Annotated in this window: 11 protein-coding genes; 9 read left to right on the forward strand and 2 right to left on the reverse strand. The window is 61.7% G+C overall.

All coding sequences use genetic code 11. The features are described from left to right. The first annotated feature begins 276 nt into the window (after positions 1–276). Positions 277–1,566, forward strand: coding sequence for an integrase (locus tag PSUB009319_RS00770; RefSeq protein WP_124380353.1), 1,290 nt, complete (start codon positions 277–279; stop codon positions 1,564–1,566). Positions 1,567–1,858: 292 nt separating this feature from the next. Here PSUB009319_RS00770 and PSUB009319_RS00775 read toward each other — a convergent pair whose 3' ends face one another. Further along, positions 1,859–3,163 (reverse strand): NCS2 family permease, encoded by a 1,305-nt coding sequence (locus tag PSUB009319_RS00775; RefSeq protein WP_124380354.1) that lies wholly within the window; start codon positions 3,161–3,163, stop codon positions 1,859–1,861. A gap of 1,423 nt (positions 3,164–4,586) precedes the next feature. Here PSUB009319_RS00775 and PSUB009319_RS00780 point away from each other — a divergent pair. After that, a complete protein-coding gene (locus tag PSUB009319_RS00780) occupies positions 4,587–5,669 on the forward strand; it encodes a replication protein RepA (protein ID WP_124380355.1) in 1,083 nt (360 codons plus the stop codon). Between the two features lie 79 nt (positions 5,670–5,748). Here the strand turns inward: PSUB009319_RS00780 and PSUB009319_RS00785 are convergent, their stop codons facing one another. After that, the gene (locus PSUB009319_RS00785) at positions 5,749–5,952 is read right to left on the reverse strand and encodes a cold-shock protein (protein WP_004632415.1); all 204 of its coding nucleotides are present in this window, start codon (positions 5,950–5,952) and stop codon (positions 5,749–5,751) included. Between the two features lie 414 nt (positions 5,953–6,366). Between PSUB009319_RS00785 and PSUB009319_RS00790 the strand changes: the two genes are divergently transcribed. From PSUB009319_RS00790 to PSUB009319_RS00820, 7 genes are all read left to right on the forward strand, one after another. Next, positions 6,367–7,035 (forward strand): ParA family protein, encoded by a 669-nt coding sequence (locus PSUB009319_RS00790; RefSeq protein ID WP_124380356.1) that lies wholly within the window; start codon positions 6,367–6,369, stop codon positions 7,033–7,035. Then, positions 7,032–8,036, forward strand: coding sequence for a ParB/RepB/Spo0J family partition protein (locus tag PSUB009319_RS00795; protein ID WP_124380357.1), 1,005 nt, complete (start codon positions 7,032–7,034; stop codon positions 8,034–8,036). The genes PSUB009319_RS00790 and PSUB009319_RS00795 overlap by 4 nt, the downstream gene beginning before the upstream one ends. A 319-nt stretch (positions 8,037–8,355) precedes the next feature. Next, positions 8,356–9,192: a DNA-binding protein gene (locus PSUB009319_RS00800; protein ID WP_124380686.1), complete on the forward strand. Its 837-nt coding sequence runs from the start codon at positions 8,356–8,358 to the stop codon at positions 9,190–9,192. Between the two features lie 256 nt (positions 9,193–9,448). Then, positions 9,449–10,399: a UTP--glucose-1-phosphate uridylyltransferase GalU gene (galU, locus tag PSUB009319_RS00805; RefSeq protein ID WP_124380358.1), complete on the forward strand. Its 951-nt coding sequence runs from the start codon at positions 9,449–9,451 to the stop codon at positions 10,397–10,399. A gap of 285 nt (positions 10,400–10,684) precedes the next feature. Continuing rightward, complete coding sequence (locus tag PSUB009319_RS00810; protein ID WP_124380359.1) at positions 10,685–12,037, forward strand: MFS transporter; 1,353 nt, start codon at positions 10,685–10,687, stop codon at positions 12,035–12,037. A 4-nt stretch (positions 12,038–12,041) separates the two neighbouring features. Next, positions 12,042–13,961, forward strand: a complete 1,920-nt coding sequence (locus tag PSUB009319_RS00815; protein ID WP_124380360.1) for an ATP-binding protein — start codon at positions 12,042–12,044, stop codon at positions 13,959–13,961. After that, on the forward strand, positions 13,954–15,312 hold the full coding sequence (locus PSUB009319_RS00820) for a sigma-54 dependent transcriptional regulator (protein WP_124380361.1): 1,359 nt from the start codon (positions 13,954–13,956) through the stop codon (positions 15,310–15,312). Before PSUB009319_RS00815 ends, PSUB009319_RS00820 begins: the two co-directional genes overlap by 8 nt. Positions 15,313–15,317 lie beyond the last annotated feature (5 nt).

A 15,317-nucleotide genomic window follows, 5' to 3' on the forward strand; every position in this document is an offset into this window, starting at 1 on the left:
CCGGGCCGCTTGCATCCGCTTGCATCGCACGCCCATGTACGTCGTTGTCGACTTGTGGAGCCGACGATAGCCGCGCATATGCAGCGCGCCTATCGAGCCGGTTCCGATCGTTCTGTCGGAGGCGTCCGACACACGAAGCGACGTTTGGATATTGAGCACGGCGCGTGCCCATCATGGTTGAATGACCCTTCCAAACCGGCGCCTGCAGCTGGGCCTGAATGCGGATCGCTATACTTGCGCAATCCGTTTTGTCTTCGTGCGCCACACACGCTTCGCATGCTCGAACCGCGCCCGGCTGATGCCGCGCCCCTTCCCGCGCCCGTTCCCGCGCCCGTTCCGGATAACGCCTGCTCCCAGGCCGATCTGCAGGCATTCGCCCAAGAGCGCGAACGCGTGCAGGCATGGCTCGCCGCACGGGCCTCTGGCACGCGTGCGGTCAGTGCTTCCACGCTGTCGCAGTACCGCGTGGAAGCCGAACGCGTGTGCTGGTACGCGCGCACATTCGGTAAGCCGATCGCAAGCTGGCAGCGCGACGACGCGTGGGCCTATCTGCGCTTTTTGCAAGAACCGCCCGCCTGGGCGATCAGTGCGCGCGGCATCGAACGCGACGATGCCAACTGGACGCCGTTACGCGGCCCGCTCTCGGCGCGCTCCACGCGGCAGAGCAGCATCATCGCGGCGAATCTCTGCGGCTGGCTGCTGCGCGCCGGCCATCTGCATGCGAACCCATTTCTTGACGACGATGCGATCGTCATTACCGTGCCGGCGCCAAGCGCGCCCTCGCCTGCGCCGCCCATCGCAACGGCCAAGCCGGACACCGCACTTGGCGCATCGGATATGACATTGATGATCGATGCCGTGCGCGCCCGGGTCGCTCTTGGCCGTGAAGCGCGCTTGCGTCAGGCGCGCGACCACTTTCTCGCCGTGCTGCTCGCGCAGGCGGGCATGCGTGTGTCGGAACTGGTGAGTGCGCGCATGGGCAACATAGCGCTGCACGCTGTGCCGGCCACGCACGCAACATCCGACGCGTTACTGCCGACGTCGGTCTGGCTGCTGGCAATCGGCACTGGCCGCACGCAGCGCTGGCTGCCGTGCGATGCGCTGATGTCTGCATTGCGCGAGTACCGCACGGCCTTCGGCCTGTCGCCGCTGCCGCTGCCCAATGAAGCCACGCCGTTGCTGCTGTCTGTGCGCAAGCGCTCGCCACGGCGCGCAGACGGCACCGTCATCGATTCCCCCGCCCTGCGCCGCGACTTCGGCGAACGCAAGGGCATTGCTTCACGCTCGCAACTGCTGCTCATCGTCAAGGCCATGCTGGGCGAAGCTGCTGAGTACGCCCGCGCAATCGGCCACGCCGGCGCGGCCATGCGCCTCGAGAATGCCTCACTGCGCGGCGTACGTGGCGCCCACTTGCGCGAGCGGCTTGCCGCCGGTGAAGCCGCGGCTGATGTCGCCCATGCGCTTGGGCTTGCCGCCCTGCCAAGCGTTGCCGTGCGTGCACGCGATGCCGATCTCGCCGCCAGCATTACCGACGCGGCACGCAAACTGGCCCCGCCGTCGGCCTGACATTCCGCCACAGCTTACGCAGAAACGGGTACGCATCGCTTGCACGCGTGGTGCGTTAGCGCATTGTCGAAACCGATTATCAGCGCGATTTGCGCGACAGTTGTTACTTACGTCGCCCGCAGAATTGGGTACGCTTTGGTTGCCGGATCGGCGACGATGGTGCGCAGAAACGGGTACGCTCGCCTCTGCATTGCACGCAGAAACGGGTACGCTTTGGCGCAAATGCTCCCCCCAAAAAAAACGCGGACCCTGAAAGTCCGCGTTCTTCGTTGAACAGTAACGACCTTGGTGTTCAGTGCCCACCCGATAGATAGAAGAAGCGGAACAGGAACACCGCCGAGATGATCCATACGATGATCGGCACCTCACGCATGCGGCCCGTCAACAGCTTCAGGCCCGAGTACGTGATGAAGCCGAACGCCACGCCGTTGGCGATCGAATACGTGAACGGCATCATCAGCGCTGTCAGCACCGCAGGCACGGCTTCGGTGGTGTCTTCCCAGTTCAGGTCCACCAGCTCACGCAGCATCAGGCATGACACGTATAGCAGCGCGGGTGCGGTCGCATAGGCGGGCACCACGCCAGCCAGCGGCGAGAAGAACAGGCACAGCAGGAATAACACCGCCACCGTCAGCGCAGTCAGCCCGGTACGGCCCCCGGCCTGCACGCCCGAGGCGCTTTCAATGTAGGCGGTGGTTGATGACGTGCCCAGCAGCGAGCCTGCCATGATGGCCGTGCTGTCGGCCAGCAGCGCCTTGTTCAGACGGTCCATCTTGCCTTGCTTGAGCAGCCCCGCGCGGTTGGCCACGCCCATCAGCGTGCCGGTCGCGTCAAACAGCTCCACCAGGAAGAACACCAGCACCACGTTCAGGATGCCCACCGACAGCGCACCCATGATGTCGAGTTGCATCAGCGTGGGCGCCAGCGACGGCGGCATCGACACCACGCCGTGAAAGGTATTGCCGGCAAAGAAAAAGCTCGCCGCCGTCACCGCCAGAATGCCGATCAGGATGGCGCCCTTCACGCGCAGGTGGTCCAGCGCCACGATCAGGAAGAAGCCGATCACCGCCAGGATGACCGAAGGCTGATGCACGTCGCCCAGCGTCACGAGCGTCGCCGGATTCCCGACGATCAACCCCGCGCCACGCAGCGACACAATGCCCAGGAACAACCCGATACCAGCCGTGATCGCCACGCGAATCGAATGCGGAATCCCATTGACGATCATCTCGCGGATGCGAAACACGCTCACCAGCAGGAACAGGCAGCCGGAGATGAACACCGCGCCCAGCGCCGCCTGCCACGTAAAGCCCATGCCCTTGACCACCGCATACGCAAAGTAGGCGTTCAGGCCCATGCCCGGCGCCATGGCGATCGGGTAGTTCGCGTACATCCCCATGATGATCGTGCCGATCGCTGCCGCAATGCAGGTAGCGACAAACACCGCGTCGTGCGGCATGCCCGCATCGGCCAGGATGTTCGGGTTGACAAAGACGATGTACGCCATCGTGAGGAACGTCGTCAGCCCAGCGAGCACTTCGGTGCGAACGTCGGTCTGGTGTTCCTCAAGCTTGAAGGTGCGCGCGAGCCAGGTCATTCAGGCGGTCTCCTCTTGTTGTGAAGTGTCATCGCTGGCCGGCGCTGACCGGCATCCGGCTCCCCGATGACCATCCACCATGGAGCGAGGCTGCTCTTAGCAAGATTCTGGCGCCCAAAGGCCGCGCGGTCGAAATACGGTCCATGCGAATCGAATGACGGAAAACGCGCCGACCTGGCGTTTGGCCGGCGCGCGGGATGCGCATGATGCCCGAAACGCCCGGCGTATGCACGCGCCAGGCGGGCAGTGCTCCGCCGCTCAGAGGCGGCTAAATTGCGCGGGCAGACCGTACCCGTTTCTGCGAGAACTTGATGCCACGCGGCCTGCGTAGCGATTCGCGTACCCGTTTCTGCGTGCGCTGTCGCAGAAACGGGTACGAATGTTGGCGAATCGAGCAGCGGAAGCGGCAAGAACACTGGCGTACCTGTTTCTGCGCGCTGTGACAGGCAAACCGTACCCGTTTCTGCGCGCGATCGGACCCCGTCGCCTCATGCAACGTGAACCCGTTTCTGCGAGGAAGCCCCTGATCCGCCGTACCCATTTCTGCGCCATCGTTCGCAGAAACAGGTACGCCTTATTTGCAAGCTGCCACGCCAAGCCCTTGGCTAATAAGGGTTTTTACCCGCAGAAACAGGTACGGCGGGGCTGACGCCAAGCCTCCGCCCATCGCCAAAATGCACACCCTCGTCCAAGTTTCAGCGATGAAAGTTCAAAATTCGCTTGCCCGAACGGAAGGCTCGACGAAGTGCCAGCGGGAACGGCTCCGCAGAAACGAGTACGCACTGGCCACACGCAAACCTACGAAAGCGGGCGCTTGCTTTCTGGCAGATGCCTTAACCGCGCGAGCAACAACATCACGAAAGTCAGCACACTCGCAGATTTGGGTACGCCAGGCGCACACTCGCTCCCCCTTGTTCACGCAGAAACGGGTACGCTATTGCTGCGATCCAACTGATCCTGCCCAGAAAGCGGCCTAATTGGCCGCAGAAACGGGTACGCGCAGGCAAAGTGGCGCCGAATTGCGTTGCGCCCTTACCCTTTTTCTGTGGATAACACTGTGGACAACCTGATGTTGTCCCCGCAGATTCCGGTACGCCCAATGCGCAGAAGCGGGTACGGTTTCGCGCAGAAGCGGGTACGCCGTCACGCAGAATCTGGTTCGCACGTTCGCAGAATCTGGTTCGGTTTACCCCCCTGAACCCAATGCTGACAAGGCTTTGCGGGCCGCGTATACGGTTTACCTGTAGTAAACGTAGAAGGTATATATAGCTTGTAGTGAGGAAAGGTCTTCCGTGGACAACCCTTCAGGTTGCCCACCGACGCCCTTCCCGCGACAACGAGCAAAAATAAGAAAACGTACCCGATTCTGCGTGACAAGGCGAAGACGTTTTAGTACAAAGGCTCTGAACAATTCCTGCGCACCATGGTCACCAAACGCCTCGCTCCCAATGGGAAACCGGACGACGACTCGCCCGGCCGCATCATCGTCCCTTCGGGAGGGCAAGTCATTGCCGCGCCGGAGAAATTCCAGCGCCTGTTCGACGAAGCGCAGGCGATGGAACGCGAAGACGCCTGGCAAAGCGGCGAGGTCGGCTTCCTCAGCCGTGCCAGCGTGCAAGTCACTCTCCCCTATCGGGCTCCCAAAGGCGCCCCGCCAGTCTGGACGCGTTCGAGCGGCAACATCTCGCTGATGATCCAACCGGGGTATTTCACGCAGCAGCGCTCCGAACGCGCCAGCAATGGGCGGCAGCGCATCGTTTCTGAGACCGTCTCGTTTGGCTATCCCTATGGCTCGTATCCGCGGCTAATGCTGGCCTGGATCGGCAAGGAAATCATGGCCAAGAAGAAGCGCGGCGAGTTCCAGGGCACCGTGGAGGATCGGCGTATCTCGTTGGGCAACTCGTTGTCCGAGTTCATGTACAACCTGGGTATCCCGATGGCCACGGGCGGCAAGCGCGGGACCATGACGCTGGTGCGCCAGCAGATGATTCGGCTGTTCTCCGCCACGATTGCCATCGTGCAGAACAAATCAGCGCCCCTCAGCCAGAATCAAAATCAGAACCAGGAACCATTGTCGATTGACCGCATCGGCTATTTGCTGGCCGATCAGTTGTCTACGTGGTGGGATCCGATGCAGCCTGGCCAAGGCTCAATGTTTGAGAGCTTCGTGGTGCTGTCTGAACCGTTCTTCAACGAGCTGGTGAATCGGCCGGTGCCAGTGGATATGCGCGCGCTGAAAGCGCTCAAGCAGTCGCCGTTTGCGTTGGATGTGTATTCGTGGCTCACCTACCGCTTCTTTACGATCCAGAAGCGTACGGAGATTCCTTGGGAAGCGTTGCAGATGCAATTCGGCACCGAGACTGAAAGCGAACGGAAATTCCGTGCTTTGTTCCGGAAGGCGCTGAAGGACGTGCTGGTCGTCTATCCGGATGCCAAAGTGGATGCCGATTCGTCGAAAGCGCTGATTCTGCAGCCTTCGCGTACCAGTGTGCGGAAGCTGGCCTGAAGCAAAAGCGACAGCGCCAGGCAAAAAGAAAGGGGAGCCGAAGCTCCCCTTTTCTCATCTCAGGCGATCAGCCCGAAACTTATTCCGGCTTGATCGCCGAGGCTTGCAGACCCTTCGGGCCTTGCTTCACCTCGAAGGTGACCTTCTGGCCGTCTTTCAGGGTCTTGAAGCCCGAACCCTGAATTTCGGAGAAGTGCGCGAACAGATCCGCGCCGCCGCCGTCCGGAGTGATGAAGCCGAAGCCTTTGGTTTCGTTAAACCATTTGACAGTACCCGTGGCCATGCAAAAATTCCTTTAAAAAACAAAAAACACGTCGTCCAGCCGATCCGGACATCGCACGAAGAACCGGCTGATTCCGAATCTTGCGTAGACAAAGTCTTCAGACGACTGTCCGAACATCATAACCAGTTTGGAGCAGAGTGTCGATGGGCGGCATTTTTTCCAAATGTCGCTTTTATGCATCTCACTGGTAAACACCTAGGAAGCACGTAAATGCAGGGTTGAACGCATGAAGTTATGCGCCAAAGACCGCATTTACATCTCAGTTTAGGCGGATGAAAACCACCTGCTCACACCGCCTTCCGCAGCGCCTTCCCAATGAAATTTATATGAATTGAATTTTACCGATCTTGTGTTTCCTTGCGGTCTTCCCTAAGATGAGCGCTACTGACTTTCAGCGCTGAAAGTGGAGGACGAGTGAGCGCCAAAATCGTAACGGTATTCAATCAGAAGGGCGGCTGCGGCAAGACGACTGTCAGCATGCACATCGCCGGCACCTTGGGTTTGCGGGGTAGCAAGACGCTATTGGTCGACATGGACGAGCAAGGAACGGCCACCCGTTGGGCTGCTCAGGCTCCCGAAGAGAAACCTTTCCCGGCGTCTGTGATCGGCTTGGCGCCTTCCGGCGGCGCCATGCATCGAGAGGTTCGCAAGTTTGTGGCGGACTACGACTACATCGTGGTCGATTGCCCTCCCGCAGTTCATTCGCCCTCGTCATCGAGCGCGTTGTTAATTTCCGACATTGCGCTCATCCCTGTTGTGCCGTCTCCGCCCGATTTGTGGGCTGCGGTGGCCGCAAAAGCATTGGCCCAGCAGGCCCAGGTGACCAATGAGACGTTGCGTATTCGAGTACTGGCGAACATGGTCCAGCGGCGTGTGTCACTCGCTAAACAAGCAATTGAAATTCTTGGTGATGATGGCGATATTCCTTTGATGGATTCCATGATCGGTTCGCGCTCCGCATTTCGAGAATGCCAAGCGATTGGTGCAACCGTGCACGGTGTCTCTGGGGCACGCGAAGCCGTGAGTGAAGTCGACATCCTGATCGACGAGGTGTTGCAGTTGCTGCAGGAGGAACGCGTATGAGCGCGAAGTTGAAATCGCTCAAGGACGGCATGCTCGCCGGTATTGCCGCAGAGAAAACCAAAGCGACACCGGTTGACCGCTTTGCTTTGGCGGACAAGGCGATTACGTCGCATCCGCGCGGCTTGCTGGGTCAGACCGGTCCCGCTTTCAGCGCTGAAAGTCCTGCTCCCGCCAATACTTCTGAGCGCCGCGTTATCAAGGTTCCGCTTGAGCGGCTGCAGGAGAATCCGCTCAACGCCCGCCGTATCTACGATCCGCAGATCGTTCAAGAACGGGCGGCATCCATTGCCACGCATGGTCAGCAAACGCCTGGCTTGGCGGCGCCTGATCCAGCCCGGCCAGGCTGGTATGTTCTGATCGACGGCCATTACCGTAAGCGGGCGTTGGCCGCGGCCGGCAAGGCCGAGATGGATTGCTTCGTCGAAGATGGCCTGTCGGACATTGATTTCTATCGGTTGTCCTTTGTCCTGAATGAGCAACGCTCAGGGCAGTCTGTGCTGGACAACGCGCTCGCTTGGCGCCAACTGCTGGATGAAGGAAAAGTAAAAAAAGAAGAAGATATTTGTGAAATTACCGGCGTGTCCGCAGGCACGGTTAACAAGACGCTGGCGCTGCTGAAACTGCCGGAGTCGGTGCTTGAAGTGATGAAGGAGCGGCCGGCTGGTATCGGTATCGCAACCGGATATGAACTGACGCTTTACTTCAAGAGTGCTGGCGAAGACCGCACGCGCGAACTGGTGCATCGTGTGTTGGAAGAGGGACTCTCCAGCCGCGACGTGGAGCAAATCCGCAAGGTGGCCCAGGAAGGGCGTACTCGCAAGGTTAAGGAAGTCAGTCGCCAGTACAAGATCCGAAGCGCTGAAGGTGATCTTCTGGGCACAATTAAGGAATGGGATTCGGGGCGCGTCATGCTCGATGTGAAGCTGGAAGACCGGGGCGCGCGAGAATCCTTGGTGGAGGCGCTGAAAAGCCGATTCGGCCTGGACGTCGCGCTACTGTAGTTTCGCTCCCAATTTATCCGCTGCAAGGCGCCCAATAGGGCGCTTTTTTTTGACCCGGCTTCCCATGGGGCAGCCTTTCAGCGTGTTGAGCGTACCCGTTTCTGCGACGGGCGAGCCGCCGACTAAAACCTTCTCCGCAGGTTTCGCCCCAGCGCTATTCGGGTGCCGAACTGGCCAGATTCTGGAAAGCAAGGACACTCCTTCTGCTCAGAATCGGGCTGCAACTATATTGCATCCATATTTACATAATGATTTACACATTGGCTTGTTTGATGTTTTTAACCCTTGTTGTACACTACACAAACATCTGATCGCCCTCATGGCACGCCCCGGTCTTCATTTCTCGGTAGAGCAACAGCAGCGGATCGTAGAAGCGATTCGGCGGCTGGATATCGCTTTCCCGCATGACAACGCGGTGTTCCTGGATGAAGTCATCGAGGCCGTTCAGGCGGTTACACGGCGCGTCTATGGCGCTCGGCGATACGTGCAATGGTTGGCGCAGGCGGGCGTACGTCGGCGGCCGAGCAATACGACGCTGCAGAAGGCGGTGGATCGCGCCCAAGGTCGCGGGCCGACCGCCGGTGGTATCGCGGCGGATGCCATTGAGCCCTGGCCGATCCCGTTGGCGCACGCAGAAATAGGTACGCTTTCTGAGGTTCCGAGCCATTCGGCGCGAGACGAGCGCAATCGGATCGCCTCGCGCGCCATTGGCGCGCCGGGTGCGGGCGCTGAATGGATGGAAGCGCGCATCCGTGCCGAAGTGGCGGAGCGGGCGTTGGAACACGAGGCCGCGCGCAACCGGCAACTGCAGGCCGCCATGGCCGACCTGGAGCGGCGTCTCGGCGAGGCGCTCGCCACTGCGCCCGCCGTGCCGCCCAAGCTGACGGACGCGACGCTCGAGCGCCTGGAGCAAACCATGGAAACCGTCACCCGCCTGGAAGGGGCGGCGAGTGCGCTGGCGGGTACGGAACGCTTTCTGCGCTTGCAGAACGACGCAGTGCGCCAGCAGACGCAAAATGAAGCCGATCAACTCCGCCAACGCATTCGCGCCCTGGAGGCCGAAGTCACGCAATTGAACGCTCAGATCGACGCCTATCGGCGCACACCCGAGCGTACCGCGCCGGTTTCGCGCGGCTGGGTCAAGCCGTCTTCCTGATTTTTTGACGTGCCGTTAGCGTGCACTTACTGGTCTGGCTACCTGCAACGCGACGCCAATCAGTACGCAGAATTGGGTACGCTTGCGACTTTCGGCGCTGAAAGTTGGTACGACAGAGTTGCAACCCCTTGTAGGAAAGCGTGCCCGTGCGGTGCGCGTGCCAATGCATGGCGCTTGCCCGGTGGTGCGCTATTCAAAAGCTGCCACGCGGGCATATGACTTGCTCATGACGCTACGTCTTACCAATGGAGTCGTCATGAACGAGAAGATCACCAAGGCCGTGTTTCCCGTGGCGGGGCTCGGTACGCGGTTTCTACCCGCCACCAAGGCTAGCCCGAAAGAGATGTTGCCGATCGTTGATAAGCCGCTGATCCAATATGCGGTGGAAGAGGCAGCCGCTGCGGGCATCACGGAGATGATCTTCATCACGGGCCGAGCCAAGCGCGCTATCGAAGATCATTTCGACAAGGCCTATGAGCTTGAAACCGAACTGGCTGCCAAGAATAAACAGGCACTGCTGGATATGGTGCAGTCGATCAAGCCGCCCGGCGTCGAGTGTTTCTATGTGCGTCAACCCGAGACGCTGGGCCTGGGCCACGCTGTCTTGTGTGCGCAGAAACTGGTACGCGACGAGCCCTTTGCTGTGATTCTGGCCGATGACTTGTTAGACAACCAGCCGCCCGTCATGCAACAGATGACGGAGCTTTACGATCACTACCGTTGTTCCATCGTTGGTGTCGAGACAATTGCGCCGGAAGCCTCACGTTCGTATGGCGTGGTGGCCGGTCGTGAATGGGATGATCGCCTGATCAAGCTCGATGGCATCGTCGAAAAGCCGGCACCGAAAGACGCGCCGTCCAACCTCGGCGTGGTCGGCCGCTACATTTTGACGCCGCGCATCTTTGATCATTTGCACAGCCTGAAGCCGGGTGCCGGTGGCGAGCTGCAACTGACGGACGCCATCCAAAGCTTGCTGGCGGAAGAGCAGATCCTGGCATATCGCTACCGCGGTCAACGCTTTGATTGCGGCAGCAAGTTCGGTTACCTGCAGGCGACCGTTGAGTTTGCGCTGCGCCATCCGGAAGTGCGCGCTGACTTTGAGGCGTACCTGTACGAGCGTCTCGGTTTGCCCCAGGCGCATGAGGAAACATCTGTCGAGATCAATCCGCTGGTGCGTGACCCCATTGCGCTGGGGGTGGCGGCCTGAGCGTTATCTGTCTTCTGAATCGGTCGTGCGGGTTTCCGCACAGCGCCGTCGGCCAATTCTGAGAAACCGCACACTTCCGCTATCCGCCGCCGTTCCGCCGATTTTCCGCAAAGCCTTGTGCCATGGGTATTTGCGGCAAATCGACGCGTCTGTTTTTCGCATGGAATGCTTCTTGAGTAAGAGCGACCACCCATAAACCGGCGGGCCGCTCGCACGTCGCACACGCAGACAGGTGTGCCGACATGACACGAGCAAAGGCCGCCGCCAACGCTCCAAGGAGACACCATGACGCAGCCCCAGGCTGGCGCGGTCACGGGCGAGTTTTCGCCCTCGCACACGCCCACCCAAGCCCCCGCCAAAGACACCCCCGCAGATGTTCGCCGCCGTCTGCGCTCGATCTTCTCCGGTTCGATCGGCAACCTGGTCGAGTGGTACGACTGGTATGTGTATTCGGCGTTTGCCCTGTACTTTGCCAAGGCGTTTTTCCCCAAGGGCGATCAGACCGCGCAGTTGCTGAATACCGCTGCGGTGTTTGCGGTCGGCTTCCTGGCGCGCCCCGTGGGCGGCTGGCTGATGGGCATCTATGCCGATCGCTACGGCCGCAAGCGCGCGCTGTTCTTCTCGGTGGTGCTCATGTGCGCGGGCTCGCTCATCATTGCGCTCACGCCCAGCTACGCGACCATCGGCGTTGCGGCACCGGTGCTGCTGGTGCTGGCGCGCCTGCTGCAGGGGCTGTCGGTCGGCGGGGAATACGGTACCTCGGCCACGTACCTGAGCGAGGTCGCCGACAAGGAAAACCGCGGCTTCTATTCGAGCTTCCAGTACGTCACGCTCATCGCCGGCCAACTGACGGCGCTGGCACTGCTGATCGTGCTGCAGCAGTTTGTGCTGTCGCCGGCGCAGCTTGAGGCGTGGGGCTGGCGCATTCCGTTCTTCATCGGCGCGCTGTGTGCGCTGGTGGCGATGGGCATGCGCTCGCACATGGAAGAAACGCAGTCGTTTACGGCCGCAAAGACAAACAAGAAGCGCGGCACCCTGGCGGAACTGGCCAAGCATCCGCGTGCTGTTGCGACGGTCGTGGGCCTGACGATGGGCGGTACGGTCGCGTTCTACACGTACTCGATCTACATGCAGAAGTTCCTGGCCAACACGGTCGGTCTGTCCAAAGACAAGGCGACGCTGGTGTCAGGCGCCACGCTGCTGCTGTTCGCCATGCTGCAGCCGATCGTGGGCGGGCTGTCCGACCGCATTGGGCGTCGCCCGATCCTGATCGCCTTCGGCGTGCTGGGTACGCTGTTTACCGTGCCCATCATGACCGCCATCAGCCAGACCACCAACGTGTGGACGGCCTTCTTCCTGATCATGGCCGCGCTGGTGATCGTCTCGGGCTACACGTCGATCAACGCGGTGGTGAAGGCGGAGCTGTTCCCCGCAGAAGTGCGCGCGCTGGGCGTGGGCCTGCCGTACGCGCTGACGGTGTCGATCTTTGGTGGCACGGCCGAGTACATCGCGCTGTGGCTCAAGCAGTCCGGCCATGAGTCGCTGTTCTACTGGTACGTGACGGGCGCCATTTTCCTGTCGCTGTTGGTGTACGTGTTCATGCGCGATACTCGCGAGCATTCCCGCATCGAACATTGATCCCATGTCACCAACCGACGGCCACGCCGACCTTGCCCACCCCGCACGCGGGCGCGGCTGGCGGCTGGCCGTCGCGCTGGCCATGGCGGCGTGCTGTGCGGCAGCAGGGTGGGGCGCTTACGCCATCGCCCTGCAGCGCTACGTTGCCACGCGCGCCGAAGAAGCCGGCCAGCGCACCACCTTTTATGCGCAGAACCTGCGCAGCACGCTGGCGCGCTATGAATCTTTGCCGCGGCTGGCGGCGTTGGAACACGTGCTTCACCTCGCGCTGCAGGAGCATCCCCGGGCCGGCGATGCCGTCATGCGCCGCGCGGCCAATGCCTATCTGAAAGAAGTCCAGGCGGCCACCGATCTGGCTGCCGCTCACCTGATCAATACGACGGGCCTTACGATTGCGGCCAGCAACTGGGATCTGCCGACCTCGTTTGTCGGCCAGAACTATGCGTTCCGCCCGTACTTTGTCGAGGCCATGCGCGAAGGGCTCGGCCGCTTTTACGGCGTAGGCAACACCACCGGCGAGACGGGCTATTTTGTTGCCGCCCCCGTGCGCGAAGACAACAAGCCGATCGGCGTAGTGGTTGTGAAGGTCAACCTCGATGCGTTCGAAGCCACGCTGTCGCGCAGCGGCGATACGGTGTTACTGGTCGATCGCCATGGCGTGATTTTCCTGTCGTCCGTACCCGAGTGGAAATACCGCACGCTCGGCACCTTGAATGCAGACCAGCGCGCGGCACTCGATGCGACGCGCCAATACGCACCCCACACACTCACGCCGCTCGGATTGAACGATGGGCAAGCCGGGGGCGTACCCTTTTCTGCGGACCAACCGCCGCAGACTGTGCGTGTGGCATTGCCCGGAAAATCGGCCTCGACACTGCGTGTGCAGTACCGCCCGGTGGGCTTGCTCGGCTGGCAAGTCGCCGTGCTGATTGATCCGCGCGACGAGCAGCGCACGGCGTTGGTTGCCGGTGCGAGTGCTGCGTTTGCCATGGCGCTGATCTTCGCCGTACTCGTTGCCTTGCGTCTGCGTGCGCGCCGGCGTGAAGAGCAACACCGCGCGCGCGCCGCGCTGCGCGAAGTCCAGCGCGACCTGGAGGCGCGCATTGCGCAGCGCACTGCCGAGCTGACCTCCGCCAACACCGCGCTCGCCGGCAAGGTGGAAGCGCTCGATGCTGCGCAACGCATTCTGCGTGAAACGCGCGATGCCGCCGTGCAGGCCGGCAAGCTCGCTGTGCTGGGCCAGATGGCCGCTGGCATCACCCACGAACTCAACCAGCCGCTCACTGCGCTGACCACGCTGTCCGACAACGCTAACCAGCTTGCCGAGCGCGGCCGCATCGACGAGGTACGCGGCAATCTCAGGCACATCAGCCAACTGGCCGAACGCATGGGCCGCATCGTCTCGCACATCAAGGCGTTCTCGCGCAAGGGCGATGCGGCGCGTGCGGCCGTATCGGTGGACGAAGCCATCCGCCAGGCGCTGATGCTGGTGGAAACGCGCCGCCGTCAGGCGGGTGTGACGGTGATGGTCGAGGCGGTACCTGCTGACCTTGCTGTCTGGGCCAACGCTGTGCGCTTGGAGCAAGTGCTCGTCAACCTGATCCGCAACGCCATCGACGCCACTGCCGAGGTGCCGAAGTCCGATTCCGCCGCTGCATACGTGCGCGTAGAGCCCATCGAGAATTGGGTACGCATTACCGTGCGCGACTGTGGCGCCGGCATTCCCGCCGATGTGCTGCCGCGCCTGTTCGAGCCGTTCTTCACCACCAAGGACGACGGCCTGGGCCTTGGGCTTGGGCTGGCGATTTCGCTGGCGATCATTGAAGACTTCGGCGGCCGGCTTATCGGTCGTAACGCACCGGACGGCGCTGGCGGCGCAGAATTCATCATCGAGTTGGAACGCGTCGTAAAATCGCATGCCTGAACACCCCACTCCCGATCTGTCTTCCATCGATCACGCACCCGTCTTCCTGATCGAAGACGACGACGTGGTGCGCCTGGGCTGCGAGCAAGCGCTCACGCTGGCGGACCTGCCGGTGCAGTCCTTTGCCGATGCGGAAAGTGCGCTGGCCGCACTCGCCGCGCAAACGCCGGCCGTGGTCGTCACCGATGTGCGCTTGCCCGGCCGCGATGGCCTGGCTGTGCTGCGCGAGATGCTGCAGCACGATCGCCAGTTGCCGGTCATTCTCATCACCGGTCATGGCGACGTGACGATGGCCGTGGCCGCCATGCGTGCCGGCGCGTACGACTTCATGGAAAAGCCGTTCCATTCCGAACGCCTGGTCGACGTGGTGCGGCGTGCGCTGGAAAAGCGCAGGCTCACTTCCGAAAACCTGCGCCTGCGTGAAGCGCTGCAGGGCCGGCAGGCGTATCCGTTGATCGGTCAGAGCGCAGTCATGCAGAACGTGCGCCGGCTTGTCACCGCACTGGCGCCCACCGATGCCGACATCCTTGTCACCGGCGAAACCGGCTCGGGCAAGGAAGTGCTGGCGCGCGCCATCCACGAGGGCAGCCGGCGGCGCGGGCCGTTCGTTGCGCTCAATTGCGCGGCGTTGCCGGAGTCTGTGTTTGAGAGCGAGATGTTCGGCCATGAAGCTGGCGCCTTCACGGGTGCCAACCGCCGCCGCATCGGCAAGATGGAATACGCAGACGGCGGCACCCTGTTCCTGGACGAGATCGAATCGATGCCATTGGCGCTGCAAGCCAAGCTCCTGCGCGCGCTGCAGGAGCGCAGCATCGAAAGGCTGGGCAGCAACGCAAGCGTGCCCGTCAATTGCCGTGTGGTGGCCGCCGCCAAGGTGGACTTGAAAGACGCATCCGATCATGGCCAATTCCGCGCGGATTTGTATTACCGCCTGAATGTCGTGTCGATTGCGCTGCCGGCGCTGCGCCAGCGTGCCGAAGATATTCCGCTGCTGATGGCCCACTTTCTGCAGCAGGCCGCGGTGCGCTATGAGCGGGCTGCGCCGGATTGGTCTGCGCCCGACATGATGCGCTGGCAGCATCACGACTGGCCCGGCAACGTGCGCGAGCTGAAAAACGTGGCCGAGCGTTTTTGTCTTGGACTGGACGATGGGCTCGTTGCTTCGGAAGCGAGCCAGCACTCCCTGGCAGGCCGCATGATGGCGGTGGAACGCGCCACCATTGAGGAAGCGCTGCGGGCCACGGAGGGCAACGTCGCCCGTGCGGCGGATTTGCTCGCCGTGCCGCGCAAGACGCTGTACGACAAACTCAACCGGCACGGCATCGAGCCGGACCGATTCCGCAGTAGTTAGTCCGC

Origin of the sequence: Ralstonia sp. SET104 (assembly GCF_003851545.1) — a bacterium.
Classification (GTDB): Bacteria; Pseudomonadota; Gammaproteobacteria; order Burkholderiales; family Burkholderiaceae; genus Ralstonia.